This window comes from Streptomyces meridianus, assembly GCF_023703325.1.
GTDB lineage: Bacteria > Actinomycetota > Actinomycetes > Streptomycetales > Streptomycetaceae > Streptomyces > Streptomyces meridianus.
In genome coordinates this window covers 76350-101968 of sequence record NZ_JAMQGM010000021.1, presented here as the reverse complement: position 1 = coordinate 101968, position 25619 = coordinate 76350, and the positions used below count along the sequence as shown (strand labels likewise).

The 25619-nt window shown below is 71.3% G+C and carries 24 protein-coding genes and 1 tRNA gene; 17 read left to right on the top strand and 8 right to left on the bottom strand.

Annotated elements, in window-relative coordinates:
- Nucleotides 1-14 precede the first annotated feature (14 nt).
- Together M1E25_RS10325 and M1E25_RS10320 are read left to right on the top strand one after the other, a co-directional pair.
- Entirely contained in the window at nt 15-698 is a 684-nt protein-coding gene (locus tag M1E25_RS10325; protein ID WP_251413003.1) for a GntR family transcriptional regulator, read from the top strand.
- Nucleotides 699-833: 135 nt separating this feature from the next.
- On the top strand, nt 834-1484 hold the full coding sequence (locus M1E25_RS10320) for a putative DNA-mimic protein (RefSeq protein WP_251413000.1): 651 nt from the start codon (nt 834-836) through the stop codon (nt 1482-1484).
- 74 nt (nt 1485-1558) lie between these two features.
- On the opposite strand, the gene M1E25_RS10315 is transcribed toward M1E25_RS10320, so the two are convergent.
- Nucleotides 1559-2287, bottom strand: a complete 729-nt coding sequence (locus M1E25_RS10315) for an SLATT domain-containing protein (RefSeq protein WP_251412998.1) — start codon at nt 2285-2287, stop codon at nt 1559-1561.
- Between the two features lie 253 nt (nt 2288-2540).
- Between M1E25_RS10315 and purD the strand changes: the two genes are divergently transcribed.
- The 4 genes from purD to M1E25_RS10295 all read left to right on the top strand — a co-directional run bounded on the left by purD (nt 2541) and on the right by M1E25_RS10295 (nt 5740).
- The gene (purD, locus tag M1E25_RS10310) at nt 2541-3803 is read left to right on the top strand and encodes a phosphoribosylamine--glycine ligase (RefSeq protein WP_251412996.1); all 1263 of its coding nucleotides are present in this window, start codon (nt 2541-2543) and stop codon (nt 3801-3803) included.
- A 215-nt stretch (nt 3804-4018) separates the two neighbouring features.
- Nucleotides 4019-4354 (top strand): YbaB/EbfC family nucleoid-associated protein, encoded by a 336-nt coding sequence (locus M1E25_RS10305; protein WP_251412992.1) that lies wholly within the window; start codon nt 4019-4021, stop codon nt 4352-4354.
- Nucleotides 4355-4476: 122 nt separating this feature from the next.
- Complete coding sequence (gene recR / locus M1E25_RS10300) at nt 4477-5076, top strand: recombination mediator RecR (RefSeq protein WP_251412988.1); 600 nt, start codon at nt 4477-4479, stop codon at nt 5074-5076.
- Nucleotides 5069-5740: a DUF5063 domain-containing protein gene (locus M1E25_RS10295; RefSeq protein ID WP_251412986.1), complete on the top strand. Its 672-nt coding sequence runs from the start codon at nt 5069-5071 to the stop codon at nt 5738-5740. The genes recR and M1E25_RS10295 overlap by 8 nt, the downstream gene beginning before the upstream one ends.
- 73 nt (nt 5741-5813) lie before the next feature.
- Here M1E25_RS10295 and M1E25_RS10290 read toward each other — a convergent pair whose 3' ends face one another.
- On the bottom strand, nt 5814-7184 hold the full coding sequence (locus M1E25_RS10290; RefSeq protein WP_251412984.1) for an NAD(P)/FAD-dependent oxidoreductase: 1371 nt from the start codon (nt 7182-7184) through the stop codon (nt 5814-5816).
- 746 nt (nt 7185-7930) lie between these two features.
- On the opposite strand from M1E25_RS10290, the gene M1E25_RS10285 reads away from it, so the two are divergent.
- From M1E25_RS10285 to M1E25_RS10265, 5 genes are all read left to right on the top strand, one after another.
- Nucleotides 7931-9202: an aspartate kinase gene (locus M1E25_RS10285; RefSeq protein ID WP_251412981.1), complete on the top strand. Its 1272-nt coding sequence runs from the start codon at nt 7931-7933 to the stop codon at nt 9200-9202.
- Entirely contained in the window at nt 9199-10266 is a 1068-nt protein-coding gene (locus M1E25_RS10280; protein WP_251412980.1) for an aspartate-semialdehyde dehydrogenase, read from the top strand. Before M1E25_RS10285 ends, M1E25_RS10280 begins: the two co-directional genes overlap by 4 nt.
- Nucleotides 10267-10625: 359 nt before the next feature.
- Nucleotides 10626-11198, top strand: a complete 573-nt coding sequence (locus tag M1E25_RS10275; RefSeq protein WP_251413111.1) for a SigE family RNA polymerase sigma factor — start codon at nt 10626-10628, stop codon at nt 11196-11198.
- A complete protein-coding gene (locus tag M1E25_RS10270) occupies nt 11195-12220 on the top strand; it encodes a hypothetical protein (protein WP_251412969.1) in 1026 nt (341 codons plus the stop codon). Before M1E25_RS10275 ends, M1E25_RS10270 begins: the two co-directional genes overlap by 4 nt.
- A 288-nt stretch (nt 12221-12508) precedes the next feature.
- On the top strand, nt 12509-13390 hold the full coding sequence (locus M1E25_RS10265; protein ID WP_251412967.1) for an SURF1 family protein: 882 nt from the start codon (nt 12509-12511) through the stop codon (nt 13388-13390).
- Nucleotides 13391-13404: 14 nt separating this feature from the next.
- On the opposite strand, the gene M1E25_RS10260 is transcribed toward M1E25_RS10265, so the two are convergent.
- Nucleotides 13405-15306, bottom strand: a complete 1902-nt coding sequence (locus tag M1E25_RS10260; protein ID WP_251412965.1) for a S9 family peptidase — start codon at nt 15304-15306, stop codon at nt 13405-13407.
- A gap of 70 nt (nt 15307-15376) precedes the next feature.
- Here M1E25_RS10260 and M1E25_RS10255 point away from each other — a divergent pair, with 70 nt between their 5' ends.
- On the top strand, nt 15377-16135 hold the full coding sequence (locus tag M1E25_RS10255) for a class I SAM-dependent methyltransferase (protein WP_251412963.1): 759 nt from the start codon (nt 15377-15379) through the stop codon (nt 16133-16135).
- Between the two features lie 209 nt (nt 16136-16344).
- Nucleotides 16345-16749 carry a VOC family protein gene (locus M1E25_RS10250; RefSeq protein ID WP_251412960.1) on the top strand — a complete coding sequence of 135 codons (405 nt, stop codon included), beginning with the start codon at nt 16345-16347 and terminating at the stop codon, nt 16747-16749.
- A gap of 134 nt (nt 16750-16883) precedes the next feature.
- Here M1E25_RS10250 and M1E25_RS10245 read toward each other — a convergent pair.
- A tRNA-Pro gene (locus tag M1E25_RS10245) sits at nt 16884-16957 on the bottom strand.
- A gap of 107 nt (nt 16958-17064) precedes the next feature.
- Nucleotides 17065-17994: a metallophosphoesterase gene (locus tag M1E25_RS10240; protein ID WP_251412957.1), complete on the bottom strand. Its 930-nt coding sequence runs from the start codon at nt 17992-17994 to the stop codon at nt 17065-17067.
- Between the two features lie 721 nt (nt 17995-18715).
- On the opposite strand from M1E25_RS10240, the gene M1E25_RS10235 reads away from it, so the two are divergent.
- Nucleotides 18716-19180, top strand: coding sequence for a GatB/YqeY domain-containing protein (locus M1E25_RS10235; RefSeq protein WP_251412954.1), 465 nt, complete (start codon nt 18716-18718; stop codon nt 19178-19180).
- A 152-nt stretch (nt 19181-19332) separates the two neighbouring features.
- Here the strand turns inward: M1E25_RS10235 and M1E25_RS10230 are convergent, their stop codons facing one another.
- Entirely contained in the window at nt 19333-21513 is a 2181-nt protein-coding gene (locus M1E25_RS10230; RefSeq protein WP_251412952.1) for a transglycosylase domain-containing protein, read from the bottom strand.
- Nucleotides 21514-22049: 536 nt separating this feature from the next.
- On the opposite strand from M1E25_RS10230, the gene M1E25_RS10225 reads away from it, so the two are divergent.
- A complete protein-coding gene (locus tag M1E25_RS10225) occupies nt 22050-22394 on the top strand; it encodes a WhiB family transcriptional regulator (protein WP_251412950.1) in 345 nt (114 codons plus the stop codon).
- Between the two features lie 57 nt (nt 22395-22451).
- Here the strand turns inward: M1E25_RS10225 and bagB are convergent, their stop codons facing one another.
- Both bagB and bagA read right to left on the bottom strand, forming a co-directional pair.
- On the bottom strand, nt 22452-23813 hold the full coding sequence (gene bagB, locus M1E25_RS10220) for an ATPase BagB (RefSeq protein WP_251412948.1): 1362 nt from the start codon (nt 23811-23813) through the stop codon (nt 22452-22454).
- A 46-nt stretch (nt 23814-23859) separates the two neighbouring features.
- A complete protein-coding gene (bagA, locus tag M1E25_RS10215; RefSeq protein ID WP_251412947.1) occupies nt 23860-24888 on the bottom strand; it encodes an ATPase BagA in 1029 nt (342 codons plus the stop codon).
- Between the two features lie 72 nt (nt 24889-24960).
- Here bagA and sp36 point away from each other — a divergent pair, with 72 nt between their 5' ends.
- Both sp36 and M1E25_RS10205 read left to right on the top strand, forming a co-directional pair.
- Nucleotides 24961-25119 carry a Sp36 family protein gene (sp36, locus tag M1E25_RS10210; protein ID WP_003967454.1) on the top strand — a complete coding sequence of 53 codons (159 nt, stop codon included), beginning with the start codon at nt 24961-24963 and terminating at the stop codon, nt 25117-25119.
- Nucleotides 25116-25580, top strand: coding sequence for a RidA family protein (locus M1E25_RS10205; RefSeq protein WP_251412945.1), 465 nt, complete (start codon nt 25116-25118; stop codon nt 25578-25580). The genes sp36 and M1E25_RS10205 overlap by 4 nt, the downstream gene beginning before the upstream one ends.
- Nucleotides 25581-25619: the final 39 nt, after the last annotated feature.

Genomic DNA, 25619 nt, shown 5'->3' with positions numbered 1-25619 from the left:
GGAGACCGCCGACCATGCCCCGCAGCGGAGCTGTCACCCGCAACACCCTGCGGCAGCAGATCGCCGACGCGCTCCGCGACGAAGTGCTCGCCGGGCGCCTCCCGGTGGGCCGGCACGTGGCGGTCAAGGAGATCGCCGAGCAGTACGGAGTCTCCGCCACCCCTGTCCGCGAGGCGCTCGTCGACCTCTCCGCCCAGGGCCTCGTCGACATGGAGCACCACCGCGGCTTCCAGGTGCACCGGTTCACCCCGCAGGACTTCCGCGGCATGGTCGCCGCCCGGACTCTGATCATCGACGGCATCTTCCGGCAGATCGCCGACCGGGTCGACGACTCCGTGCCGGAGAAGTTCCTGACCTCGCTGCGCCGCCGTGCGGACGAGGCCCGGCGCGCCTCCCTGGCAGGCGACCTCGACATACTCATCGGCTACGACCTGCGGTTCTGGCGCGAGTTGAGCTGGCTCGCCGCCAACCCGTACATCAGCGACCTGCTGGACCGGCTCCGGGTCCAGTGCTGGGTCTTCTCCGTGCCGTACCTGCGCCGCGAGACCGATCTCCAGGGTGCTCTGTGGGCCCGTCACCGCGACCTCGCGGACGCCGTCGCCGCCCGTGACGTCCCGGCCGCGCAGGAGCTCGTCGACGACTACAACCGGCACACCCTGGAACTCGTCGGCAGGCTCTGCGGAGGCACGGCGGACTGACCCGCTGCGGGCCCCGCTTCGCGGCGACCGCACCGGAGTCCGCGCGACGACTCCCATCGGCTCGCTTCGCGCAGCGTGCCCGGAGCACTACGCTGACCCGGCTGCCCGCATGAACCCGACCGAGAGCGAGGCCCCGTGGCGTGCGACCTGTGGCTGGTTCCCCTCGTCGATGTGCTGTGCCACAGCTCCGACAACCCCTTCGCCGAAGAGATCGCGAGCTACGACAAGGCCCTGGCGGAGGCGGGACTGCCGCGCGTGCCCGTCTACGCCTACATGCCGGGACTGTCCGGTGAGGTCGCCCCCGTGGCCGGCTTCGACTACGACGCGCTGCACTTCCTGCGCCGCGCCTACCTGTTGCACATCAGCGGGCTGGAGGTGACACCGGTCGACGAACTCGGTAGCGACTACGAGCAGTTGCTGGAAATGTTCGGGACGGCGGCCCGGCAGTCGCACCTCGTCTGGCACTACGACCACGCGGGCGCGTACATCCCGCTGGACTTCCCGCACCCGGTTGCCTCGGACGAACTCCTCGAGGGAGGCGGGCCGCTGGGCTCCAGTCACGGGCTGCTGCGGGAACTCGAGACGGTCGCCCCGGTGATCGGCATCGACCACCTCAACCCGCCCGCCGCCCCGGCCCCTCCGGGCCGGCCGACCGCCCTGGACGAGCGCGCGGTCCCGCCGTCCCACGAGGACGGCCCGTACGCCCGGGAGCGTCACGTGTGGCTCGGCCTGCACGCCGCGGTGACGCGCAGCCTCGGCCAGGGCTCGATGATCGTCTTCAGCTGAGCCAGGACCCGCCGGCGTACGCTCAGCCCGGCGGGTGGTCGTCGCGGTGGTCGGCGCGGTGGTCGGCGCGCCGATCAGCGCGGCGGTTCCGGCGGGCGCTGACGCGGCATGCTCGGCCGGGACGCCGGCGGCAGCAGACGCGACGCCGGCCGGACCGGGCCCGGCCGGGTGCTCCACGGCACCAGCGACTGGGTGCGCAACGGAGCCGGCCCGGATCTGAACTCCACCATCCAGTCGGCGGTTTCGGCGCGCACGAGGTCGGACACGTCCTCGGAGAAGCGGCGCAGCACCGACAGGCACCGCTCTGCCGCCTCGCTGGAGGTGCCCTCCGTCGGCCCCAGCACCTCGCGGATGGACTCCGACGCCCAGTCGAACCGCAGGGCCTCCAGGCGCCGTTGGACCGCCTGGGCCGTCGCCATGTCCCGCATCCAGCCCGACGTCAGTCCGCAGTACCGGTCCAGGCCCAGACAGGCGGCGGCGCCCAGCAGCGCCAGATAGCCCCATGCCGTGCCGCTGTCCAGAACCCCGGTCAGGTCGAGCAGCGGCAACCCCGCCCCCGTGGTCGCGGTGAGCGCCGCGCCGATCCGCAGGGCGCGGGCCCCGCGGCGCTTCCACAACCGGTCGCGGAGGTACCAGTCGACGGTGTCCAGCGCACGGGACTCGACCCAGTGGCAGATCTCCTCGAGGCGCTCCGCGGGCTCGCCCCAGTCGCCGACCGGGAAGGCCCGGCCGGTCAGATCCCGCTGCCGTCCCCCGTGCTCCTCCCGAGGCGGCCCCTCGGGCTGCATCTCCGGTTGGCTCACCCGGTGCTCCCTCTGCGGTACGTGCGTGTGCGCGCCCACGTCTGATGCGCGGCCCCTTTCCTACCGCCGAACGGCCGCGCGCGGGGGCCGGATCGAGGCCATTCCGCCCGGAAGTGGCCTCCGATCAGGTATTAAGACCATCTCTGTCTCACTCGAAAGAGTGACCGGCGGCGCGGTTCCCGCCGCTCCCGGAGGCAGCTGAGGGCGGGGGCGGGGAGCGGAGCCGGCGCGCCCGGCCACTACCCTGAACCGGGTGAAGGTCCTTGTCATCGGCGGCGGCGCCCGCGAACACGCCCTGTGCCGCTCTCTCTCGACCGACCCCGACGTCAGCGAGGTCCACTGCGCGCCCGGCAACGCCGGTGTCGCCGCCCTGGCCGAGCTGCACGAGGTCGACGCCCTCGACGGCGCGGCCGTCGCCGACCTGGCCGCCGGCCTCGGCGCAGACCTGGTGGTCGTCGGCCCGGAGGCCCCGCTCGTGGCGGGCGTCGCCGACGCCGTACGGGCCCGCGGGATCGCCTGCTTCGGCCCCAGCGGCGAGGCGGCGCAACTGGAGGGCTCCAAGGCCTTCGCCAAGGACGTCATGGCCGAGGCCAACGTGCCCACGGCCCGCAGCTACGTCTGCACCTCCCCGGCCGAGGTGGACGCCGCGCTCGGCGCGTTCGGCGCCCCGTACGTCGTCAAGGACGACGGCCTCGCCGCGGGCAAGGGCGTCGTGGTCACCGACGACATCGAGGCCGCCCGCGCGCACGCGCTGGCATGCGACCGCGTCGTCATCGAGGAGTTCCTCGACGGACCCGAGGTCTCCCTGTTCGCGGTCACCGACGGCGAGACCGTCGTCCCGCTCCGTCCGGCCCAGGACTTCAAGCGCGCCCTGGACTCGGACGAGGGGCCCAACACCGGTGGCATGGGCGCCTACTCCCCGCTGCCGTGGGCCGACCCCGAGCTCGTCGACGAGGTCCTCGCGACGGTTCTCCAGCCCACCGTCGACGAGCTGCGCCGCCGCGGCACGCCGTTCTCCGGGCTGCTCTACGCCGGGCTCGCGATCACCTCGCGCGGGATCCGCGTCATCGAGTTCAACGCCCGGTTCGGCGACCCGGAGACCCAGGTCGTCCTGGCCCGGCTGAAGACGCCGCTCGCCGGACTGCTGCACGCCGCGGCCACCGGCAGGCTGGCGGACTTCCCGCGGCTGCGCTGGAGCGACGACGCGGCCGTCACCGTCGTCATCGCCTCGCACAACTACCCGGGCACGCCCCGGACCGGAGATCCGATCGAGGGCCTGCCCGAGGTCGAGGAGCAGGACCGGCACGCGTACGTGCTGCACGCCGGCACCCGGGCCGCGGACGACGGACGGATCCTCAGCGCGGGTGGCCGGGTACTCTCCGTGACCGCGACGGGCCCCGACCTGGCGAAGGCGCGGGAGCGGGCCTACCGGGCCGTCGGCCGGATCCGCCTGGACGGCTCCCACCACCGCACCGACATCGCCGCAGCCGCAGCCGCAGTCGAAGCCGCCTCCTGACGCCCGCCGGCCGGTCGGCGCCGTCCCGACCGCCCCGTGCACTCCCGGTGCACGGGGCGCGGTCGTGCCCGGACCACCGCAGGGCGCGCGTCCGGGGCCGTGCACCCGCCCGGACATGATCGTTCACAGGGCGCAGGGCGAGGCGGGCGGCGAGCACGTAGGCTCGGGCTACCGAGCAAAAACGCCCGACAACATCGAATGCCAGGAGCGAAGTCGTGATTCCCGGTGGTGGTCAGCCGAACATGCAGCAGCTGCTTCAGCAGGCCCAGCAGATGCAACAACAGCTCGCGGAGACCCAGGAGGAGCTGGCCGCGACCCTCGTCGAGGGCTCGGCGGGCGGCGGGCTCGTCAAGGCCACGGTGAACGGGTCCGGTGAGCTCCAGGGCCTGGTCATCGATCCGAAGACGGTGGATCCTGACGACACGGAGACCCTCGCGGACCTGGTCCTCGCGGCCGTCCGGGACGCGAACCATGCCGCGCAGGAGCTCCAGAAGCAGAAGCTGGGCCCGCTCACCGAGGGGCTCGGCGGCATGCCCGGTCTGCCCTTCTGACGCCGTGGGACCCGGATCGGGCGCAACGGTCCCGTTACTGATCCGGACCTTAAGCGCGGTCAACTAGCTTACCCAGCAACAGGAACAGCGCCGGAAGAGCGCGACGAAGGAGAAGACGGCCCGTGTACGAAGGCGTGGTCCAGGACCTCATCGACGAGTTGGGCAGGCTGCCCGGCGTCGGTCCCAAGAGCGCGCAGCGGATCGCCTTCCACGTCCTCCAGGCGGACCCGGCCGACGTCCGCCGCCTCGCGCACGTGCTGACCGAGGTCAAGGCGAAGGTCCGGTTCTGCTCGGTGTGCGGCAACGTCGCCCAGGACGAACAGTGCCGGGTGTGCCAGGACCCGCGCCGCGACCCGGCCGTCATCTGCGTCGTCGAGGAGCCCAAGGACGTCGTCGCCATCGAGCGGACGCGCGAGTTCCGGGGCCGGTACCACGTGCTGGGCGGGGCGATCAGTCCCATCGAGGGCGTCGGGCCGGACGATCTGCGGATCCGGGAACTGCTGGCCAGGCTCGCGGACGGCAGTGTCACCGAGCTGATCCTGGCCACGGATCCGAACCTGGAGGGGGAGGCGACCGCCACCTACCTCGCACGGATGACCAAACCCATGGGACTGAAAGTCACGCGACTTGCCAGCGGGCTCCCAGTGGGGGGAGACCTGGAGTACGCCGACGAGGTCACCCTCGGACGCGCCTTCGAAGGGAGACGACTTCTCGATGTCTGACGCCACGCTGCACGACGCACGCCAGAGTCCGGACGACTTCGCCGTCCAGATCGCCGACCAGATCGACAGCTTCCTGGTGGCGGTGTCCGAGGTCGCCAAGGGGGACGAGCCCGGGAGCGCGATCCCGTTCCTGCTGCTCGAGGTCTCGCAGTTGCTGCTCGCGGGCGGCAGACTGGGGGCGCACGAGGACTTCGTCCCGGACGAGCAGTACGAGCCGGACGCGGGGCCGGAGCCGGACGCCGACGGCATGCGCGAGCGGTTCGCCGCGCTGATGGAGCCGGCGGACGTCTACTCCGAGGTGTTCGACCCGTACGTGCCGCGCAGCGAGCCGGTCGCCTGCCGGATCTCGGACGACCTTGCGGACATCATCACGGACCTGCGGCACGGCATGGCCCACTACCGGGCGGGCCGGGTCAGCGAGGCGCTGTGGTGGTGGCAGTTCTCGTACTTCTCGAACTGGGGGCCGTCCGCGTCGGCCTGCCTGCGGGCCCTCCAGTCCCTGCTGGCGCACATCCGCACCGAGACGCCGCTGGACGAGCTGAACGGTCTCGACACCGACGACGCGCTGGGCCGTGACGACGCGTCGCTGGAGGAGGAGGCGGGCCGTGTGATGGCCGCCGAGATCGCCGCCCCGCTGGGGCTGGGCGCCAAGGCCCGCGCCTGACGGCCGGATCCGGGACCCTTCGCGTACCCGCAGGTCCGACCGCGGGCGTCGGTGTGTCGGTGTCGTCCAGGTGTCAGCGCCCCGAGATCCGGTCTGCGATTCCGGCGATCGGTGAGGTGGTGGTGCGGCCGGCGACCTCGCTGCGGTCGGCGGCCCGGTAGGCCGCGTACATGCCGTGGACGCCGAGCCAGCGCACGGGTTCCGGCTCCCACGCCCTGGACCGGTGGCCGACCCAGGGCAGGTCGGTGAGGGGGGTGTCCTGGCCCAGTACGAGGTCCCGCAGCGTGCGTCCTGCGAGATTGGTGGCGGCCACGCCGTGCCCGACGTAACCGCCGGCCGAGCCCAGCCCGGTGGCCGGGTCGAACGTCACGGAGGCGCACCAGTCGCGCGGTACTGCGAGGACGCCCGACCAGGCGTGGTCGATGCGCGCCCCGGCGGTCGCGGGCAGCAGCCGGGCCAGGGTGTCCCGGAGCGCGCGGACGGTCCGTGTGCTGGTCCTGCCGTCGCGTTCGATGCGCGATCCGTAGCGGTAGGGCACCCCGCGTCCGCCGGCCGCGATCCGCCCGTCGGCGGTGCGCTGGGCGTACAGGTAGGCGTGCGTGCTGTCGCTGAGCAGCTCGTGCCCGGACCAGCCGATGGCCTTCCACACCGCGTCGGACAGCGGTTCGGTGATCACCATGGAGGAGTTCATCGGGAGCCAGGTGCGGTGTTCGCCGTGCAGATCGCTGGTGTAGCCCTCGGTGGCGCGGATGATCCGGTCGGCCCTGACCTCGCCGAACGGGGTCTCGGCGCGGCCGGGCGCGATGCGGGTGACGGGCGTGGACTCGAGGATGGTGACGCCGAGTGCCTGGACCGCGTCGGCCAGGCCCTGGACGAGTTTTGCCGGGTGCACACGGGCGCAGTGCGGGTTGTGGACGCCGCCCAGCGCGCCGGCGATGTCGACCCGCTCCAGCACTTCGGGTGCGGTCAGCCACGCCAGGTCGGTGCTGCCCCAGTGCACGGCGTCCCGGTGCGCGGCGCGCAGCCGGGGGAGCTGGGCCGGGCCGTGGGCGACCGTGAGGTAGCCGCTCTTGACGATGTCGGCCTCGATGCCCTCGGCCCCGGCCACGGCGATGACCTCGTCGACCGTCTCGTTCATGGCCTGCTGGAGGTCCAGGACGGCCTGCCGGCCGTGCCCGCGGGCATAGGTCGCGGCCGATCCGGCGATCTTGGCGCTGAGCCAGCCCGCGTTGCGGCCCGAGGCGCCGAAACCGGCGAAGTCGCGCTCGATGACGGTGATGTCGATGGATGGCTCCGCCTTCTTGAGGTAGTAGGCCGTCCACAGGCCCGTGAAGCCGGCGCCGACGATGCACACGTCGGTCTCGGCGGATCCGTCCAGCGGCGGACGGCGGGCGGGGAAGCCCTCCTGCCGGTACCAGAAGGAAACGCTGCCGTTGACGGTCATGGTGCCTCGTTCGTTCTCGTCGTTGTGCCGTGCCGTGCCGTGCCGTGCCGTGCCGTGCCGGGCCCTGTTCGTGGTCCGTGTCGGAACAGGTGTCGGTAGCCGGGCGGGCCGATCACCCGGGGGCCGCTGCCGCACGCGGGACGCGCGATCCGGTCCGGCAGTCGGAGCGCGCGAACGGCCGGCCGTGGTGAGACCGCCCCGGAGATCTGCTGGAGCGCGGTGATGCTCGGGTCGGCGGCCGTGCCGCGTTCCACCCGGCGCAGGTGGCCAGTCCCGGCCTACCCGGCGACGGGTCCGGAGGGAGGTGGCGGACCCGGCGCATCGAGCGCACTCGCTCTCCGGGCGGGACCTCCTCGTCGCAGATGTCGTGCGCCATGCCCGGCAACGTAGCCCGCCGTGACACGCGGGAACAGTCCCTGACCCGGGAACGCGGAAGCCGTTCCGGGGGCCGCGAGGTCCGGCCGTGGGCACGGCGGAGACGACGGGCAGGGCGGTTTCTTGAGCTCTCCGCCGTCCCCGGCGGCACCTGTCCTCGGGGCAGATGTGTGACCTGCGTAACGTTTCCGTGTGCAATCCGTCGAGTGGGGCAGGGGTTCGTGCTGAGCAGGTGGGCCGTCCGGAGTTCATGGAGTGAACGTTTGTCTCGCCATGTGATATCGCCAGGTCGGATTCCCCCTGCTCGTTAGACTGAGCCGACCGAAGGATCCCGATTTCGGGGTCCGCGGAACAGATTTCGAGGAGCGCACGTGGGCCTTGTCGTGCAGAAGTACGGCGGCTCCTCCGTCGCGGATGCCGAAGGCATCAAGCGCGTCGCCAAGCGGATCGTCGAAGCCAAGAAGAACGGCCACCAGGTCGTCGTCGTGGTTTCTGCGATGGGCGACACGACGGACGAGTTGATCGATCTCGCGGGAGAGGTTTCTCCGATCCCCTCCGGCCGCGAGTTCGACATGCTGCTGACCGCCGGAGAGCGGATCTCGATGGCTTTGCTGGCGATGGCGATCAAGAACCTCGGGCACGAGGCTCAGTCGTTCACCGGCAGCCAGGCGGGTGTCATCACGGACTCGGTCCACAACAAGGCGCGCATCATCGATGTCACGCCGGGCCGGATCAAGAGCTCGGTCGACGAGGGCAACATCGCCATCGTGGCCGGCTTCCAGGGGGTGTCCCACGACAAGAAGGACATCACCACCCTCGGCCGTGGTGGTTCCGACACCACCGCAGTGGCCCTCGCGGCCGCGCTGGACGCCGAGGTCTGCGAGATCTACACCGACGTCGACGGTGTCTTCACCGCTGACCCGCGGGTCGTGAAGAAGGCCCGCAAGATCGACTGGATCTCGTTCGAGGACATGCTGGAGCTGGCCAGCTCCGGTTCCAAGGTGCTGCTGCACCGCTGCGTCGAGTACGCACGCCGATACAACATCCCGATCCACGTCCGGTCGTCGTTCTCCGGCCTCCGGGGCACCTGGGTCAGCAACGAGCCGCAAGGGGACCAGACGATGGAGCAGGCACTCATCTCCGGAGTCGCCCACGACACGTCCGAGGCCAAGGTCACGGTCGTCGGGGTGCCGGACAAGCCGGGCGAGGCGGCGATGCTCTTCCGAGCCATCGCGGACGCCGAGATCAACATCGACATGGTGGTGCAGAACGTGTCCGCCGCCACCACCGGTCTCACCGACATCTCCTTCACGCTGCCGAAGACCGACGGCAAGAAGGCCATCGCGGCGCTGGAGAAGACCAGGGCGAGCGTCGGCTTCGACTCGCTGCGCTACGACGACCAGATCGCGAAGATCTCCCTCGTGGGCGCGGGCATGAAGACCAACCCGGGCGTCACCGCGACGTTCTTCGAGGCGCTCTCCAACGCCGACGTCAACATCGAGCTGATCTCGACCTCCGAGATCCGCATCTCCGTGGTCACCCGGGCCGACGACGTCAACGCCGCGGTCCGCGTCGTCCACACCGCCTTCGGTCTGGACAGCGACAGCGACGAGGCCGTCGTCTACGGAGGGACCGGCCGATGAGTGCCGCTGCGGGCCGCAAGCCCACCCTGGCCGTCGTCGGCGCCACCGGCGCCGTCGGCACCGTCATGCGGGGGATCCTCTCGGAGCGCGCCGACATCTGGGGCGAGATCCGGTTGATCGCCTCACCGCGTTCGGCGGGGCGGAAGCTCACCGTGCGCGGTGAGGAGGTCGAGGTCGTTGCGCTGAGCGAGGAGTCCTTCGAAGGGGTCGACGTCGCGATGTTCGACGTCCCCGACGAGGTCTCGGCGCAGTGGGCTCCGGTCGCAGCGGCCAAGGGCGCCGTCGCGGTCGACAACTCCGGTGCCTTCCGGATGGACCCGGACGTGCCGCTGGTGGTCCCCGAGGTCAATGCGCATGCGGCCCGCAACCGCCCGCGCGGCATCATCTCGAACCCGAACTGCACGACGCTCTCGATGATCGTCGCGCTCGGTGCGCTGCACGCGGAGTTCGGGCTCAGCGAGCTGATCGTCTCCTCGTACCAGGCGGTTTCCGGCTCGGGCAAGGAGGGCGTCGACACCCTTCGCGACCAGGTCGCGAAGGTCGCCGGTACGGATCTGGGCACGCACCCCGGCGACGTGCGGCGCGCGGTCGGTGACCTCGGCCCCTATCCCGCCCCGATCGCCTTCAACGTGGTGCCCTTCGCCGGGTCCCTGAAGGAGGACGGCTGGACCTCCGAAGAGCTGAAGGTGCGCAACGAGTCGCGGAAGATCCTCGGGCTGCCGGACCTGCGGGTCACCGCGACCTGCGTCCGTGTGCCCGTGATCACCACCCACTCGCTGACCGTGCACGCCCGGTTCGAGAACGAGGTCTCGGTGGCCAAGGCCCACGAGATCCTCAGCAGCGCGCCCGGCGTGGTGCTGTGCGACAGCCCGGAGAAGGGTGAGTTCCCGACGCCGGCCGACGTCGTCGGCACCGACCCGACCTGGGTCGGCCGGGTCCGCCGCTCGATGGACGACCCGAACGCGCTGGAGCTGTTCGTGTGCGGTGACAACCTCCGCAAGGGGGCGGCGCTCAACACCGCGCAGATCGCCGAGGTCGTGGCAGCGGAGCTGAACGCCGCTTAGGCACCACAATGCTCCGTTTGTAAAAAACCGTGAAGGTGTTGTGACAAGGTCTGGCGTACAACTCGCTTGATCTGGACCTTCGGTGTGTTCGACTATCACTCCCCGTCCGCTGCAACCGCAGCCGGGCGGGGAGCGTCTTTGGTGCAGCCTCTCGAAGTCGCTTTCGCGAATGGGGTATTGGGGGAGGATTTGATGCACATACCGGCAATCGAGACCTTGTCGAAAGCGGTGGCCCGCACGTACAACCCTGGTGGGGGGAAGCGTGTCCAACAGACGTGGCAGAACTTTTCGGCGTGGCAGTGGCACCCGGGGCCGGCGGAGCGGTCGTCCGCCCGCTCGGCATCCGCAAGACCGGCGGCATGCCGGTGATCGCCCCCATGCCCGCGACCCGTACCCCGGGCATCCCGTCGCAGCGCAGCGCTGACGACAGCATGACGGCCGGCACCACCGTCGATCACCTCACCGAGACCTACCGCGCCCACTACCGCGCCCTGCTGGGTCTGGCCTCCCTCCTCCTGGACGACACGGCGTCCTGCGAGGACGTCGTCCAGGAGGCCTTCATCCGCGTGCACTCGGCGCGCAGCCGGGTCCGCGACCCCGAGAAAACCCTGGCGTACCTTCGCCAGACGGTCGTCAACCTCTCCCGTTCGGCGCTGCGCCGTCGCATCCTCGGGCTGAAGCTGCTCTCCAAGCCGATGCCCGACATGGCGAGCGCCGAGGAGGGGGCCTATGACCAGCTCGAGCGGGACCAACTGATCAGAGCGATGCGGGGATTGCAGCGTCGTCAGCGGGAAGTGCTGGTACTGCGGTACTTCGCAGACATGACGGAAGCACAGGTCGCCGACACCCTGGGCATATCGCTCGGCTCGGTGAAGGCGTACGGATCACGGGGGATCGCGGCGCTGCGCGTCGCCATGGAGGCCCCGGCATGAACGAGCACCATCAGCACCGGGACCGACGGGACCAGCCCGGCGGAACCGGCACCCAAGGACCGTCCGACATGGACGAGGAGATGCTGCGCCGGCTGCTCCACGACGCCATGGAAGACGTCGAACCGACGCCGGGCAGCCTGGAGGAGATCCGCAGAGCGGTTCCGGTCCGCCGGGCGCGCCGTCGCCAGGCCATGGTCGGAGCCGCGGCCGGCGTACTGCTCGTCGGCACGGCCGTCCCCGCGCTGATGCACGTGGCACGCTCCGGCCCGGACACCGGCCGGAGCGCCACCGCCGCGTCCAGCCGGGAAGCCGGTACGGGCACCGAGCCCAGCGGCGGCACCGACGGCACCGGGGCGGACTCCGTCGTACCGACCGCCGCGCCCGGCGAAGGCAGCCCGGCCGGCGCCGGCGAGAAGGACGGCGGGACCGACCCGACGGCCGGGCTTGCCGGTACGGGCATCGACCCGGAGGGCACCATGGCCGCCACCTCGCCGACCTGTACCCGGGCCCAACTCGGGCAGGGTGGGGGCACGGTGGGGCAGCCCGGCCAGGAGGGCAAGGTCTACGGCTCGTTCCGGGTCGTCAACATCTCCGGGAGCGACTGCACGATCGACGGCCGTGGTTCCGTCACGGCCGTCGCCCAGGGGGCCGCCGAGAGCTCCGGAATCTCCGTAGTGGACCACACGACCGGGGACGCGGCCACCGGTCTGCCCGACCCCAGTGCCAACCTCGACCAGCTCATCCTCAAGCCTGGGCAGGCCTACGTCGTGAAGTTCGCGTGGGTCCCCGCAGGTGGTGGGCCGGGCGGTTGCCGGATCCCCGACTCCTCGCCCACTCCGAGCAATTCGAGCGACTCCGCGCCGTCGGAGGCCCCGACCGGCGGGGACGAGCCCGAGTCCACTCCGGCCGGGAGCATTCTGCTCAGCCACACTCCGCAGGCGGGGGAGCCGGTGGAAGGCAGTGTCACCCTTCAGGACGCGTGCGCGGGCACGGTCTACCGGACCGGCGTGCTGGAGTCCTGAGCCTCCCGGACGGCGCCCGGCCGGGCCAGCTAGTGCTGTGACCGGAAAGGTTTGCCGGGTGGCTCGCGGCGTCCGGTGCGGTGCATCGCAAGGCGGAGAATCGTCCTCGTACTGGGCGTACTCGGGCGATGCGACAACGCAGCGAGGCGCCGTACAGGGCGTCGCGAGCCGGTGAACTTTTCCGGCCACAGCACTTGGGGCAGCCGGCCGGACCGCAGGGCGTGCATCGGGTTGCCGGGCGGGGACCCCAGCAGAGGGAGTCGCGCCGGCGGCCCGTACCGTGGGGGTGTGTACCGGTTCCTGCTGACTCCCCGATGGTGGGGGATCAACGTCTTCGCCGTGCTCGCCGTCCCGTTGTGCTTCTTCATGGGCAGCTGGCAGCTCAGCCGTTTCGAGGCACGGATGGATTCCCACCGTGCCGAGGGGAACCGGACCGACCGCGACCGGAGTGCCGTGCCGCTCGACGAGTTGTTGCCCGTCGACCGGAAGACCTCGGGACGGCTCGCGACCGCCACGGGGCGCTACGAGGACCAGTTCCTCGTGCCCGACCGCCGGCTCGACGACCGGCGGGGCTTCTACGTCCTGACCCTGCTGCGCACCGAGGGCGGCAAGGCGCTGCCCGTGGTCCGCGGGTGGCTGCCCGGCGATGCCCGCAGTGATGCCGCACCGCCCCCCCCGTCCGGGAAGGTCACCGTGACCGGAGCAGTGCAGGCATCGGAGAGCCAGGGCGCCGACGGCGTCCGGTCGGGCGGGGGGCTGCCGCGCGGGCAGCTCGGCATGATCAGCGCTGCCTCCCTCGTCAACCTCGTGCCCTACCCGGTGCACGACGCCTGGATCACCCAGATCCGCACCTCCGGGGATCTCCGTGCGGTGCCGCCGAGGGCGCCGAACGGCACCGGACTGGACCTCAAGGCGTTCCAGAACCTCGGCTACACCGGCGAGTGGTTCGTCTTCGCGGGTTTCGTCGTCTTCATGTGGTTCCGCCTCTTCCGGCGTGAGGCCGAGGCCCAGCGGGACCTCGCCCTGGGCCTTCCGGCGCAGGAACCCGGTCACGTCACCGTCAGCGGGCCCCCGGCCCCGAAGGCCGTCACGGAGGCCGCCGACCCGGAGACGGCCCCCGGGGCGACCGCCGCCGACGACACCGCCGTGCGGACGGCCCCCGGGGACTGAGTCAGCCGCCCGCCTCATCCGGCGGGCGCCGCCTGCGGTGCTGCCGTCCCGAGGTGGCGCTGCGCGAACCCGATCTCCAGCCGCACCTGCTTGATCCGCTCCTCCACCACCAGCGAACCGTGCCCCGCGTCGTATCGGTAAACCTCGTGCGGGGCACCGCGCTCCTCCAGCCGCCGCACGTAGTTCTCGATCTGGCGGATCGGACAGCGCGGGTCGTTCACCCCGGCCGAGATGTAGACGGGGGCCCGGACCCGGTCCACGTACGTCAGCGGTGAGGAGGCCGCGAACCGCTCCGGCACCTCCTCCGGGGTGCCGCCGAGCAACGTCCGGTCCATGGCCTTCAGCGCCTCCATCTCGTCGTGATAGGCGGTGACGTAGTCCGCGACCGGCACGGCCGCCAGCCCCAGCGCCCAGGCGTCCGGCTGTGTACCGAGGCCCAGCAGCGTCAGATAGCCGCCCCACGAGCCGCCCGCCAGCACCAGCCGGTCGGGGTCGGCGATGCCCGAATCGACGGCCCACTCGCGCACCGCCGCGATGTCCTCGAGTTCGATGAGGCCCACCCGGTGCTTGAGAGCGTCGGTCCACTCGCGCCCGTAGCCCGTCGAGCCGCGGTAGTTGACCCGGACCACCGCGAAGCCGTGGTCGACCCAGGCCGCCGGACCCGCCGCGAACGCGTCGCTGTCGTGCCAGGTCGGGCCGCCGTGGATCTCGAAGACCGTCGGGAACGGACCGGCCCCCTCGGGCTTCTGCACCAGGGTGTGCACACGCCCGCCCGGGCCTTCGACCCACGCGTCCGTCACGGGCACCGACGCCGGCGCACGGAAACCCGGAGGATCGAGGACCACCCGGCCGGTCGTGGAACGGACCTCGGGTGGCACCGCCGCCGACGACCAGAGGTACTCCACCGATCCGTCCGGCCGCGCGGTCGCGCCGGACACCGTGCCCGGCGGGGTCTCCAGCCGGATCAGCTCTCCCGAGCGCAGGTCGTACCGCCAGAGGTCGCTGCGGGCCTCGTGGCTGTGGACGACCAGCAGGGCGGTCGCCTCGGGAGGCCTCGCCTCCGTCTCCGGCCCGGCCGGTGCCGGAGAACTCGCTCCCGCGGCGGACCCGCTGCGCGGTGCCGGGAACCACTCGGCACTGATGTCGCCCGGCAGGTCGATGGGGAGCGCCGTCTCCTCCTCGGTGACCGGATCCCACAGCATGGGCAGCCACCGGCCGTCGCGCTGGTGGCCGACCAGCAGCCGGGAGTCCCCCGGGGCCGGGGAGAACCCCAGCACGGACAGGCCCAGTTCCTCACTGCCGCCCTTGGTGTCGTCGAGTTCGGCGACCGTCGAACCGTCGGGCCGCACCACCCGCAGCGCCGCGTGCATGGCGTCACCGTGCTCGGTGTGCTCGAGGGCGATCAGCGTGCTGTCCTGCGACAGGTCCCCCACCGCGGCGGACTCGCGGTTCCGGTAGATCTCGACCGGCTCCTCGCCCGGCCGGACGACGTGGATCGTCGATCCGGTTTCGTCGGTGGAACGCCCGACCACCACCGTCCCGTCGCGGCCCAGAGCCAGGCCGGCCGGGTACGAGGCCGCCAGCCCGGGCACCGCCGGGACGTCCTCGCCCCCGGAGAACGGCTGGCGCATCCAGACGCCGAACTCGTCGCCGTCGGTGTCCGCGAACCACCACAGCCACGCGCCGTCCGGGGACAGCACGCCGTCGGTGGTGCCGTTCGGCCGGTCCGTGGCGCGACGCTGCGCGCCGGTGGCCCGGTCCCAGGTGTAGAGCTCGAAGGTCCCGGTGACGTTGGACACGAACAGCGAGCGGTCGGGTGCATCCTCGGCCCACTCCGGCAGGCCGATCCGTGGCGCCCGGAAGCGCTTCTCCCAGGCGGGCTCGGGCGAGGTGGTCCCGGTGATCTCGTCAGTCATGGCCCCATTCTGCGCGGAAGCGGCGACATTCCGCTGGCGAGGGCCCCAGCCTGTGGATAACGTCCGCTCCATGCGCAGACCCACCGGCCCCGACGGCTCCGGCTCCCTCGGCGAGGACGGGGACTCGATCCCGGGATTCGTCGCCGGGGAGGTGGGCGACGTCACCGGCCGGTCCCTGCTCCACCTCACGTGCGGCACCGGGCATGAGGCCCTCGCCTGGGCCCGCCGCGGAGCGGCGCAGGTCGTGGGGGTCGACGCCTCCGAAAGCGCCGTCGACCTGGCCCGCGACCTGGCGGCGGACCTCGGCATGCCGCCGGAGCGGGCCGCGTTCGTCGTCGCGGACGTGTACGACGCTGCGGTGGCCGTCCCCGACCTTTCCTACGACGTGGTCCTCAGCGCCCCCGGGTCCCTGAGCGGGCTGCCCGACGTCGAACGCTGGGCCGAGACGGCCGCCGCGCTCGTGGCGCCCGGCGGGTTCCTCCACCTCGCCGAAGTCCACCCGCTCACAGCGGTGTTGGACGAACCGGTGAGCCCGCCCGGAGCCCCTCCGCCGGAGGATCTTGCCGATGGCGCACAGTGGACCGCCGAAACCCACGGCGCCGAAGTTCTCGGCGCCACAACGGACTTCGACGACGGGCCGCGAGACGGCGGCCCCGGACTCCGTCGGCAGCACTCCGTCGCGGAGGTCGTCTCCGCGGTGGCGGCCGCCGGGCTGCGCATCGACTTCCTGCACGAGCACGACGCCGGCCCATACCGGATCCTCGAATGCCTGCGGCACGACGAGGACGGCTTGTTCCGTCTCCCCCCGGACCGCCCGGCGGTCCCCTGATGTACTCCCTGCGCGCCACACGTACCTGATCCGCGCGGGAGCCGCGGGACGGACGGCGGGCGAGGCTCCGGTGAACGGGAGCCGCCCTCCCGCCGCAAACCGACGGGCCGGGCCCGTTCGACGCTTGTCGGCCGGGGAGTCGCTCCGTCCGCCGATGTTGCGTCACCTAACCTGCCGGGACCGGCATATCGCTACGAAAGGTGAATTTCATGCCGTCTCGACTCAATCCTTACATCAGCTTCAACGGCGACGCCCGGCAGGCCATGGAGTTCTACCGGAGCGTCTTCGGCGGGACTCTGACGATGAACACCTTCGGTGAGTTCGGCGAGAAGGGCGACATCGCGGACAAGATCATGCACAGCATGCTCGAGACCGCCGGCGGCTTCACGCTGATGTGCTCCGACACTCCGCCCGGCATGGAGTACAAGCCGGGCAACAACATCTCCGTGAGCGTGAGCGGGCAGGACGCCGCCGAACTGCGCGGCTACTGGGACAAGCTCGCCGCCGACGGCACGGTCTCGGTCCCGTTGGAGCGGCAGATGTGGGGCGACGTATTCGGCATGTGCACCGACCGCTTCGGCATCACGTGGCTGGTCAACATCAGCGACCAGTAGCTCTGAACCGGGCATTGCCCGCGGCGCCGACGGGTGCGATGGCCAAGTCGACGCGGTCGACGCGCTGCTGGACCCCGCACGGATCAGGGCCGTGCTCCCCTGAGGGAGACCGGCCCTGATCTGTGTTTCTTCAGTCGGGGTGGCGGGATTTGAACCCACGACCTCTTCGTCCCGAACGAAGCGCGCTGCCAAGCTGCGCTACACCCCGAAGCAACGAGCTCTACTTTAGCGGACGTGTCGCCCCAGGCGAAATCCGGTTGATGAGCAGCTCGTGCAGGTCGGAAGCGGCGTCCCGCCGGCCCGGCGGCCGCGGGGTCAGTCCCGCGCGGTGAGGGTCAGCAGCGTCGCCTCGGGCGGGCAGGCGAAGCGGACCGGAGTGTACCGATTGGCCCCACAACCTGCCGAAACGTGCATGTGGGAACGACGGTCGCCGACCTGGTGGGAGGACAGCCCCTTGACCCGGTTCGTGTCCAGGTCGCAGTTGGTCACCAGGGCACCGTAGAAGGGGATGCACAACTGGCCGCCGTGGGTGTGCCCGGCCAGGATCAACGGGTACCCGTCCGCGGTGAAGGCGTCGAGCACCCGCAGGTACGGCGCGTGGACCACGGCCAGGGACAAGTCGGCGTCGGCTTCCGGCCCGCCCGAGACCTCCGCGTAGCGGTCCCGCTTGATGTGCGGGTCGTCGAGGCCGGTCAGGGCGATCTCGAGATCCTCCAGCTTCAGCCGGCCCCGGGTGTTCGACAGGCCCACCCAGCCGGCTGCGTCGAAGCCGTCCCGCATGCCCTCCCACGGGTTGCGGAGCACGCCGACCGCCGGGTCGTTCCTGCCGTTCAGGCCGTGCTCCCCGCTCATCCGCTCCAGGAGGTAACGGGCAGGGTTGCGCAACCGTGGTGCGTAGTAGTCGTTGGATCCGAAGACGTAGGTGCCCGGGAACTCCATGAGCGGCCCCAGGGCGTCCAGCACCTCCGGCACGGCCTTCGGGTCCGAGAGGTTGTCGCCCGTGTTGACCACGAAGTCCGGTCGCAGCCCCGCGAGCGACCGCAGCCACCGCTGCTTCTTGCGCTGTCCGGAGACCATGTGGATGTCCGAGAGATGCAGCACCCGCAGTTGCCGCATCCCACGGGGCAGCACGGGCACGGTGACCCGCCGCAGGCGGAAGGAGCGGGCCTCGAAGCCCGCGGCATAGGCGAGGCCGGCTGCGCCGACTGCCGTGATTCCCAGGGGTACTGCGTGTAGCGCGCGCATGAGTCCATCGTGGCAGACGCGCCGGGGTGCCGGTCGCCCCAGCGGATCCGAAAGACGCCCGCACCTGCGGGCCCCGCGGCTGCCGGGAGGACGGACGCCCCGTCCGTCCCGGGTGGGAGGGGCAGCCCTGCCCGATGGGTCTCCGCCGCCGGAGCCGTCCGGCACCGGCCATGACGGGCGCCGCACCGTGGCCCGGCCCGTCCCGGGACGGGGCCGGGCCTTGGGGGCGGATCCGCTCCGGCAAGCGGCCGCGGAGAGGAACGCCCCGCGGCCCACGATCCCGGCCTCGCCTCATCCCGGTCTCCGCCGCCATCGGGGTGATCGCCGTCACTCCGGCGCGATCCCGAGGACGGCCACCGGCCGAGGGTACGGGTCCCCGGGGCGGCCCGGAGCGTGACCCTTCCGTGGGCCCCACGGAGGACAGAGAATCGGGGGGCGCCTCCCGCCGTCCCGGCCGGGCTGCCGATACCGTGAACGGCGTCGACCGGAATCACCGGCTCCTCCCGGACGTGCGCCGTCGACCGGGCTCGGCGCGGTCCGGACGACCCGAGCCGCGAGCGTCGACGACGGGGGATCCGGATCCGCCCGGGCCGGACGCAAGCCGCTCCGGCCTGCTTCCCACCGCCGGGAACGGGGCCGCCGCCCCCAACCGTCCCCCGGGAAAGGGCCCCTGGGGTTATGCAGTGGGCTGCCACCGGGACGGCCTGGCAGACTCACGGTCATGACTACGCTCAAGAACCGGCTGCAGGAGGACCTCACTGCGGCGATCAAGGCCCGTGACGAACTCCGCTCCTCCACCCTCCGGCTGACGCTCTCCGCGATCACCAGCGAGGAGGTCGCGGGGAAGACGGCGCGAGAGCTGTCCGACGACGAGGTGCAGAAGGTGATCGCCCGCGAGGCGAAGAAGCGCCGCGAGGCCGCCGAAGCCTTCGCGCAGGGCGGCCGGACCGACTCCGCCGAGCGCGAGCGCGCCGAGGGCGACGTACTCGCCGGCTACCTGCCGAAGCAGCTCACGGACGAGGAACTGCACGCCGTCGTGGCCGAGTCCGTGAAGGAGGCCGCGGCGGGAGGCGCCGAGGGGCCCCGGGCGATGGGTGCGGTCATGAAGATCGTGAACCCCAAGGTGGCGGGACGCGCCGAAGGCGGCCGGGTGGCCGCCGAGGTCAAGCGGGCTCTGGCCGGCTGAACCGGCGGGCCGACCGTACGCACCGCACGGCGAAGGGGCGGCCGGAGTGATCCGGCCGCCCCTTTCCCTTGTCTGTCCGGCTCGTACGGTCCGCCGTGCCTCCCCGCACGGGCCCGGACCCGGGCCTCGGCGGATCGGCGGGCCCTGCGGCGTCAGCGCTTCCGCGGCTTGCCGTTGCCCCAGCCACCACCGAGCACGTCCGACGGCAGCGTGAAGTCGGGCTTCGGCAGCCGCGATCGCCCCGGCTTGTCCTTGCGGTCGCCGCCGCGCTTGCCGGCCTTGTCCTTCGGCAGCGGGACCGTGTGGAAACGCTCGGAGGGGTGGCCCTCCAGGGCGCCGGAGACGGCGTCCTTCCAGATCGGAGCCGGACCGGAGGCGCCGTACACCTTCTTCTGGTAGCGGCCGCCGATGGTGATGTTGCGCATCTGGCGCTCCCGTTTCGGGTCGCCCATCCAGACCGCGCCCGCCATGTTCGGGGTGTAGCCGACGTACCAGGCGGCGAACCGGCTGTCGGTGGTTCCGGTCTTGCCGGCGGTCTCCCGGTTCGGCAGGCCGGCCTGCCGGCCGGTGCCGTCGTCCACCACGCCCTTGAGCATGGTGTTGATGGTGTCCGCGGTCTTCTTTGACATGGCCTCGGTGCACTTGCCCTCGGGGACCCGCAGCTCCTTGCCCCCGGCGTCGGTGACCGCGGTGATGGCGTTCGGTGCGCAGTACACACCGCGGTTGGCGAACGCCGCGTAGGCGGCGGCCATGCTCAGCGGTGACGCCTCGTTGACGCCGAGAGTGAACGACGGCCCCAGGCCCCAGTCCGTGCCTCCGGCCCGCTTGTCCATCCCCAGCTTGCTCATCAGCTTCGTGACCTCGCACAGCCCGGCGTCTTCCTGCAGCGAGACGAAGTAGGTGTTGATGGACTTCTGCAGGGCCTCGGGCATCCGGTACGGCCCGACCTCCGACTTGTTCTCGTTGGGCACCGAGCCCGTGCCGGGGTAGCGGTTGCCGTCACAGTCGGTCGCCGACGGATAGGGCATGCGGTAGGGCGAGGCGTACGACTGGCCCGGCGACATCCCCTTCTCCAGCGCGGCCGCCGCCGTGAACGCCTTGATGGTCGAGCCCGGCTGGTAGCCGACTCCGCCGCCCATGGCGTTGTCGACCGACAGGTTGAGCGTGGTCTGGTTCCCCTTGAACCCGTAGGGGCGGGACTGGCCCATGCCGAGGATCTTGCCCGTCCCCGGTTCCACCAGGCTCACAGCTGTCGCCACCGGGTCGGACTGGTAGACGTGCCGGCGGATCGCCCGCTGCACGGACTCCTGGGCCTGCGGGTCGAGCGTCGTACGGATCGTCATTCCGCCGCGCGTCCACCGCTTGACACGCGCCTCCCGGGACTTGCCGAACTCGGGGCTCCGGAGGAAGGCCTCACGCACGTAGTCGCAGAAGAACCCGGCGCCGTTGACCGCCGTGATGCAGCCGTTGCGGGGCTTGCTGATGCTGAGCCCGAGCGGCCGGCGCTTCGCGCGGTCGGCCCGCTCCTGCGTGACGGCACCGGTGTCGGCCATGCGCTGCAGGACGACGTTGCGGCGCTTGGTTGCCTCGGTCTCATTGCTGAGCGGGTCGAACCGGCTCGGCGACTGGACCAGGCCGGCCAGCAGCGCGGCCTCCTCCAGCTTCAGTTCCTTCGCCGGCTTGCTGAAGTAGCGCTTGGCCGCGGCCTCCACGCCGTAGGCCTGCTGACCGAAGAACGTGATGTTGAGGTAGTTCTCCAGGATCTGCTTCTTGCCGAGCTCCTTCTCGACCTGGATCGCGTACTTCAGCTCTTTGATCTTGCGGCCGACAGTCTGCTGGGTCGCCTCGGCCACCTTGTTCTCGTCGGTGCCGGCGTCCTCGACGAACACGTTCTTCACGTACTGCTGGGTGAGCGTCGACGCGCCCTGTTGGACGCCGCCCTCCTGAGCGTTGCGGTTGGCCGCCCGCAGGATGCCCTTGAGGTCGACCGCCCCGTGCCGGTAGAAGCGCGCGTCCTCGATGGCGACGATCGCCTTCTTGATGTACGGCGACATGTCCCGCAGCGGGATCACGGTCCGGTCGCGGAAATAGACGCTGGCGATCTGCCCGCCCTCGGCGTCCAGGATGGTCGTCTTCTGGCTCAGTGGGGGACGCTTGAGGTCGGCCGGTATCTCGTCGAACCCCTCGGCGGAGTTCTTGGCCACCAGTCCCAGGGCCCCGGCCGCGGGGAGTGCGAGCCCGGCCAGCACGGCTCCGGCGAGAGCGCTGACGCCGACGAACTTGGCGACCTGCTGGGTTGCCGTGGGACCGCCACCGGGACGCTTGTCAGTCATGAAGGCAGCCTAATCCGTGGCCTGTACCGCTCCGACCGAGCGGGTGCCCCCCAGGACGTATGCGTACAGGATCGTGACATCCGTGAGCGGCCGGGACGGACACGGCGAACGGTCCTGCGATGCTGCCGACCGCGGGGGCCGGACGGAAAACCGGTCGGCGTCGAGGTTCCCGTTCGCCGGACAGCGGTACATCCGTTGGCCTAAGCTGATGCCGCCTGTTACGAGAGCCCTCCCCCCCCGTGTGCTGTCGTCCGCTCCCTCCCGGGCCTGTTGTGCCCGGAATTCTGCCCTTCTACCGGTTGTCGGCCGATGCGGATCGACCGAAGCGTCCGCAATCGACACCGGAGTTCCGGTCTATCCTCTCGTCACTCCGTTGGGTGATCTGCCGCGTACGCATAGTCCGTTCGGGCCATTCAAGATTGGGCCCGCAGGGGGTGTTGCGCTCCGGACACTTTCCGTAACGTCCTCAACTGGCAGCGGTGAATATGCCGCTGCCGCCGTGGGGGAGCCCCGATTCGGGAGAGGACGGCACCAGCATGGGCTGGGTAACCGAGTGGAGTGCGCAGGCAGCCTGCCGCACGACTGATCCGGATGAACTGTTCGTTCAGGGTGCGGCGCAGAACAGGGCGAAGGCGGTGTGCACCGGTTGCCCGGTGCGGACCGAGTGCCTTGCGGACGCGTTGGACAACCGCGTCGAGTTCGGCGTATGGGGGGGAATGACCGAGCGGGAGCGGCGGGCGTTGCTGCGTCGCCGTCCGCAGGTCACTTCCTGGCGCAGGCTCTTGGAGACCGCGCGGATGAAGTACGAGCGCGACACGGGCATGCTGCCCGTGGGCATCGGCAGCGACTACTCGGAAGAGGACTTCGCAGCCGTCGGCTAGGTGGCCGGACGGGGGCGTGTCGCCCTCGCGGGGCGGGCCGGGCCGCGATGACGTCGGTCATCCGGGGCCCGGCCGCCCGGCCGCAAGCTGTTCCCCGATGGTCCGCAGACCCTCGAGGTCGTGGACGTCGCCCGACAGCGCGCCCACGTCGGTCACCGGGACCTCGGGATGGAGCGCGGTGAACCGAGCCCGCGTGTGCTGTTCGCGCGCGAGAACCTGCATGCGTTCCGCGTGCAGACGGAGCAGCCCTGCGGTGAACTTCTCGGCGCGCAGGGCGTCGCGTGAGGCGGACAGCACCTCGGTGGCCACGGGTGTGCCGTCCAGGTCGGCGTTCGGCGTGGGTGTCCGGCCGCCGTCGTGAACTGCCGTACCGGTCGGGGAGAGTGGAGTGCTCCCGGCGCCTGCAGCCGCGGGGGAGCCGCCGTCGGAGGCGTCGATGACGGGTTCCTGCCCGCTCGGCTGATCCACAATGCCGGTGCCCTCAAGATTTTCTGCGGCGGCCAGCGCGTGCTCGGCCGACAGCTCGGACGCCCCGCTGGTGTGCACCCGGTTCAGCACCAGCCCGGCCAGCGGCATCCGCTCGGCGGCCAGCCGCTCCACGAAGTAGGCGGCCTCCCGCAGGGCGTCCCGCTCCGGGGCGGCCACCACCAGGAACGCCGTGCCCGGGGCCTGGAGCAGCCGGTACGTCGCGTCCGCCCGGGTGCGGAAACCGCCGAACATCGTGTCCATCGCGGACACGAACGTCTGGACGTCGCTCAGCAACTGGCTGCCCACCAGTTTGTTGAGGGTGCCGGTCACCATCGACATGCCGACGTTGAGGAACTTCATCCCGGCCCGGCCGCCCACTTTCGCCGGGGCCATCAGCACCTTGATGAATCTGCCGTCGAGGAACGAACCGAGGCGCTTGGGCGCATCGAGGAAGTCCAGTGCGGAACGGCTCGGCGGGGTGTCCACGACGATGAGGTCCCAGGTGTCGCGCGCCCGGAGCTGGCCCAGCTTCTCCATCGCCATGTACTCCTGCGTCCCGGCGAACCCCGCGGAGAGCGACTGGTAGAAGGGGTTGTCCAGGATCGCCCGCGCCCGGCCCGCGTCGGTGTGCGCCTCCACGATCTCGTCGAACGTGCGCTTCATGTCGAGCATCATGGCGTGGAGTTCGCCGCCCGCCCTGCCGTCGAGACCCGCCACCCGCCGCGGGACGTTGTCGAGCTCGGCGATGCCCATGGACTGCGCCAGCCGGCGGGCCGGGTCGATGGTCAGTACCACGACCGTGCGCCCGCGTTCGGCTGCCCGGAGGCCCAGGGCCGCGGCCGTCGTCGTCTTGCCCACCCCGCCGGAGCCGCAGCACACGACGATGCGGGTCTCCGGGTCGTCCAGCAGCGCGTCCACGTCCAGGGCGGGCGGTGTCTCCTCGCGGCTCATCCGTGTGCTCCCGTCCTGATCGTCCGACCGTCCGCGTGCCCGGCGGTCACCGGACCTGTTCCCCGAGATCCGCGGCCAGCCGGTGGAGGCCGGCCGGATCGACGCCGTCCCCGAGCAGTTCCAGCTCCCAGGTCGGCAGCCCCAGCCGGGCGACGGCCGAACGTTCCTGCTCCTCCAGCGCGAGCCGCTGCGCGTGGTCCCGGGCCTGCGCGAGCAGCGGTTCGACCAGCGTCCCGGCGGGTCCGCCCCGGTGCGCCCCGTCCAGTCCCGCCCGTGCCAGCGCCCGGGCGACCTCCGTACGGGAGACGTGTCCGTCCACGCGTTCGCCTCCTGCGCCGGCCAGGTCGGCGTGCACCGCGTCGTCACCGAGCACACGCGGGCGCACCATGTTCACCACGACGCCGCCCACCGGCAGCCCGGCCGCGCGAAGTTCCGCGATGCCGTCCGCCGTCTCCTGGACGGGCATCTCCTCCAGCACCGTCACCAGGTGCACCGCCGTGTCGGGCGACTTCAGCACACCCATCACCGAACGCGCCTGCTGATGTATCGGGCCGATCCGCGCCAGGCCCGCGACCTCGTCATTGACGTTCAGGAAGCGGGTGATGCGGCCGGTCGGGGGCGCGTCCATCACCACCGCGTCGTAGGCGAAGGTGCCGTCCTTGTTCTTGCGGCGCACCGCCTCGCACGCCTTGCCGGTCAGCAGGACGTCCCGCAGCCCCGGCGCGACGGTCGTCGCGAAGTCGATCGCGCCGAGCTTCTTCAGCGCCCGCCCCGCGCTGCCGAGCCGGTAGAACATCTGCAGATAGTCCAGCAGAGCGAGTTCGGGGTCGATCGCGAGGGCGTAAACCTCGCCGGGCGCCACCGGCGGCGTTTCCGGCGGCCCCGGAACCACGGCGATCCTGCGCTCCTCGTACGGCAGCGGCTCGGTCTCGAAGAGCTGCGCGATGCCCTGCCGCCCCTCCACCTCGACCAGCAGCGTGCGTCGTCCCCCGGCAGCGAGGGCGAGCGCCAGTGCGGCGGCGACCGTCGTCTTACCGGTCCCGCCCTTGCCGCTGACGACATGGAACCTGCTCATGCCGGGGAGCCTAACCAGTCGCGCTCCGGCCTACGCACGTTGCCGCCGGAGGCAGGTACTACAGTCGGGCCCATGACCAAGTGGGAATACGCGACCGTTCCGCTCCTCGTGCACGCGACCAAGCAGATCCTCGACACCTGGGGCGAGGACGGCTGGGAGCTCGTCCAGGTCGTTCCGGGGCCGAACAACCCGGAGCAGCTGGTGGCCTACCTCAAGCGGGAGAAGGCGTGAGCGCGGTCGAGGAGAAGATCTCGTCGCTCGGGCTGACGCTGCCCGAGGTGGCGGCTCCGCTCGCTTCGTACGTTCCGGCCGTGCAGACCGGCTCGTACGTCTACACCGCCGGGCAGCTGCCTCTCGTCGAGGGCACCCTCGGGGTGACCGGAAAAGTGGGTGCGGAAGTCACCCAGGAGGAGGCCAAGGAGCTGGCGCGGATCTGTGCGCTGAACGCTCTGGCTGCCGTCAAGTCGGCGGTCGGGGACCTCGACCGGATCGTGCGGGTCGTCAAGGTCGTCGGCTTTGTCGCCTCCGCCCCCGACTTCACCGGACAGCCCGGCGTCGTCAACGGCGCCAGTGAGCTGCTTGGCGAGGTGCTCGGGGACAAGGGCGTGCACGCCCGCAGCGCGGTCGGGGTTGCCGTGCTGCCACTGGACGCCCCGGTCGAGGTGGAGATCCAGGTGGAGATCGCCCGCTGACGGGACCTTGCCCCCGGCGACGACGAGTGCCTCTCGAAC

Excerpts from the sequence above, each read along its gene's own strand:
- M1E25_RS10325 (WP_251413003.1), top strand. The coding sequence starts at position 15 with ATGCCCCGCAGCGGAGCTGTCACCCGCAACACCCTGCGGCAGCAGATC.
- M1E25_RS10295 (WP_251412986.1), top strand. The coding sequence starts at position 5,069 with ATGTCTGACGCCACGCTGCACGACGCACGCCAGAGTCCGGACGACTTC.
- M1E25_RS10290 (WP_251412984.1), bottom strand. The coding sequence starts at position 7,184 with ATGACCGTCAACGGCAGCGTTTCCTTCTGGTACCGGCAGGAGGGCTTC.
- M1E25_RS10280 (WP_251412980.1), top strand. The coding sequence starts at position 9,199 with ATGAGTGCCGCTGCGGGCCGCAAGCCCACCCTGGCCGTCGTCGGCGCC.
- M1E25_RS10275 (WP_251413111.1), top strand. The coding sequence starts at position 10,626 with ATGCCGGTGATCGCCCCCATGCCCGCGACCCGTACCCCGGGCATCCCG.
- M1E25_RS10270 (WP_251412969.1), top strand. The coding sequence starts at position 11,195 with ATGAACGAGCACCATCAGCACCGGGACCGACGGGACCAGCCCGGCGGA.
- M1E25_RS10260 (WP_251412965.1), bottom strand. The coding sequence starts at position 15,306 with ATGACTGACGAGATCACCGGGACCACCTCGCCCGAGCCCGCCTGGGAG.
- M1E25_RS10255 (WP_251412963.1), top strand. The coding sequence starts at position 15,377 with ATGCGCAGACCCACCGGCCCCGACGGCTCCGGCTCCCTCGGCGAGGAC.
- M1E25_RS10250 (WP_251412960.1), top strand. The coding sequence starts at position 16,345 with ATGCCGTCTCGACTCAATCCTTACATCAGCTTCAACGGCGACGCCCGG.
- M1E25_RS10240 (WP_251412957.1), bottom strand. The coding sequence starts at position 17,994 with ATGCGCGCGCTACACGCAGTACCCCTGGGAATCACGGCAGTCGGCGCA.
- M1E25_RS10235 (WP_251412954.1), top strand. The coding sequence starts at position 18,716 with ATGACTACGCTCAAGAACCGGCTGCAGGAGGACCTCACTGCGGCGATC.
- M1E25_RS10230 (WP_251412952.1), bottom strand. The coding sequence starts at position 21,513 with ATGACTGACAAGCGTCCCGGTGGCGGTCCCACGGCAACCCAGCAGGTC.
- M1E25_RS10225 (WP_251412950.1), top strand. The coding sequence starts at position 22,050 with ATGGGCTGGGTAACCGAGTGGAGTGCGCAGGCAGCCTGCCGCACGACT.
- bagB (WP_251412948.1), bottom strand. The coding sequence starts at position 23,813 with ATGAGCCGCGAGGAGACACCGCCCGCCCTGGACGTGGACGCGCTGCTG.
- bagA (WP_251412947.1), bottom strand. The coding sequence starts at position 24,888 with ATGAGCAGGTTCCATGTCGTCAGCGGCAAGGGCGGGACCGGTAAGACG.
- sp36 (WP_003967454.1), top strand. The coding sequence starts at position 24,961 with ATGACCAAGTGGGAATACGCGACCGTTCCGCTCCTCGTGCACGCGACC.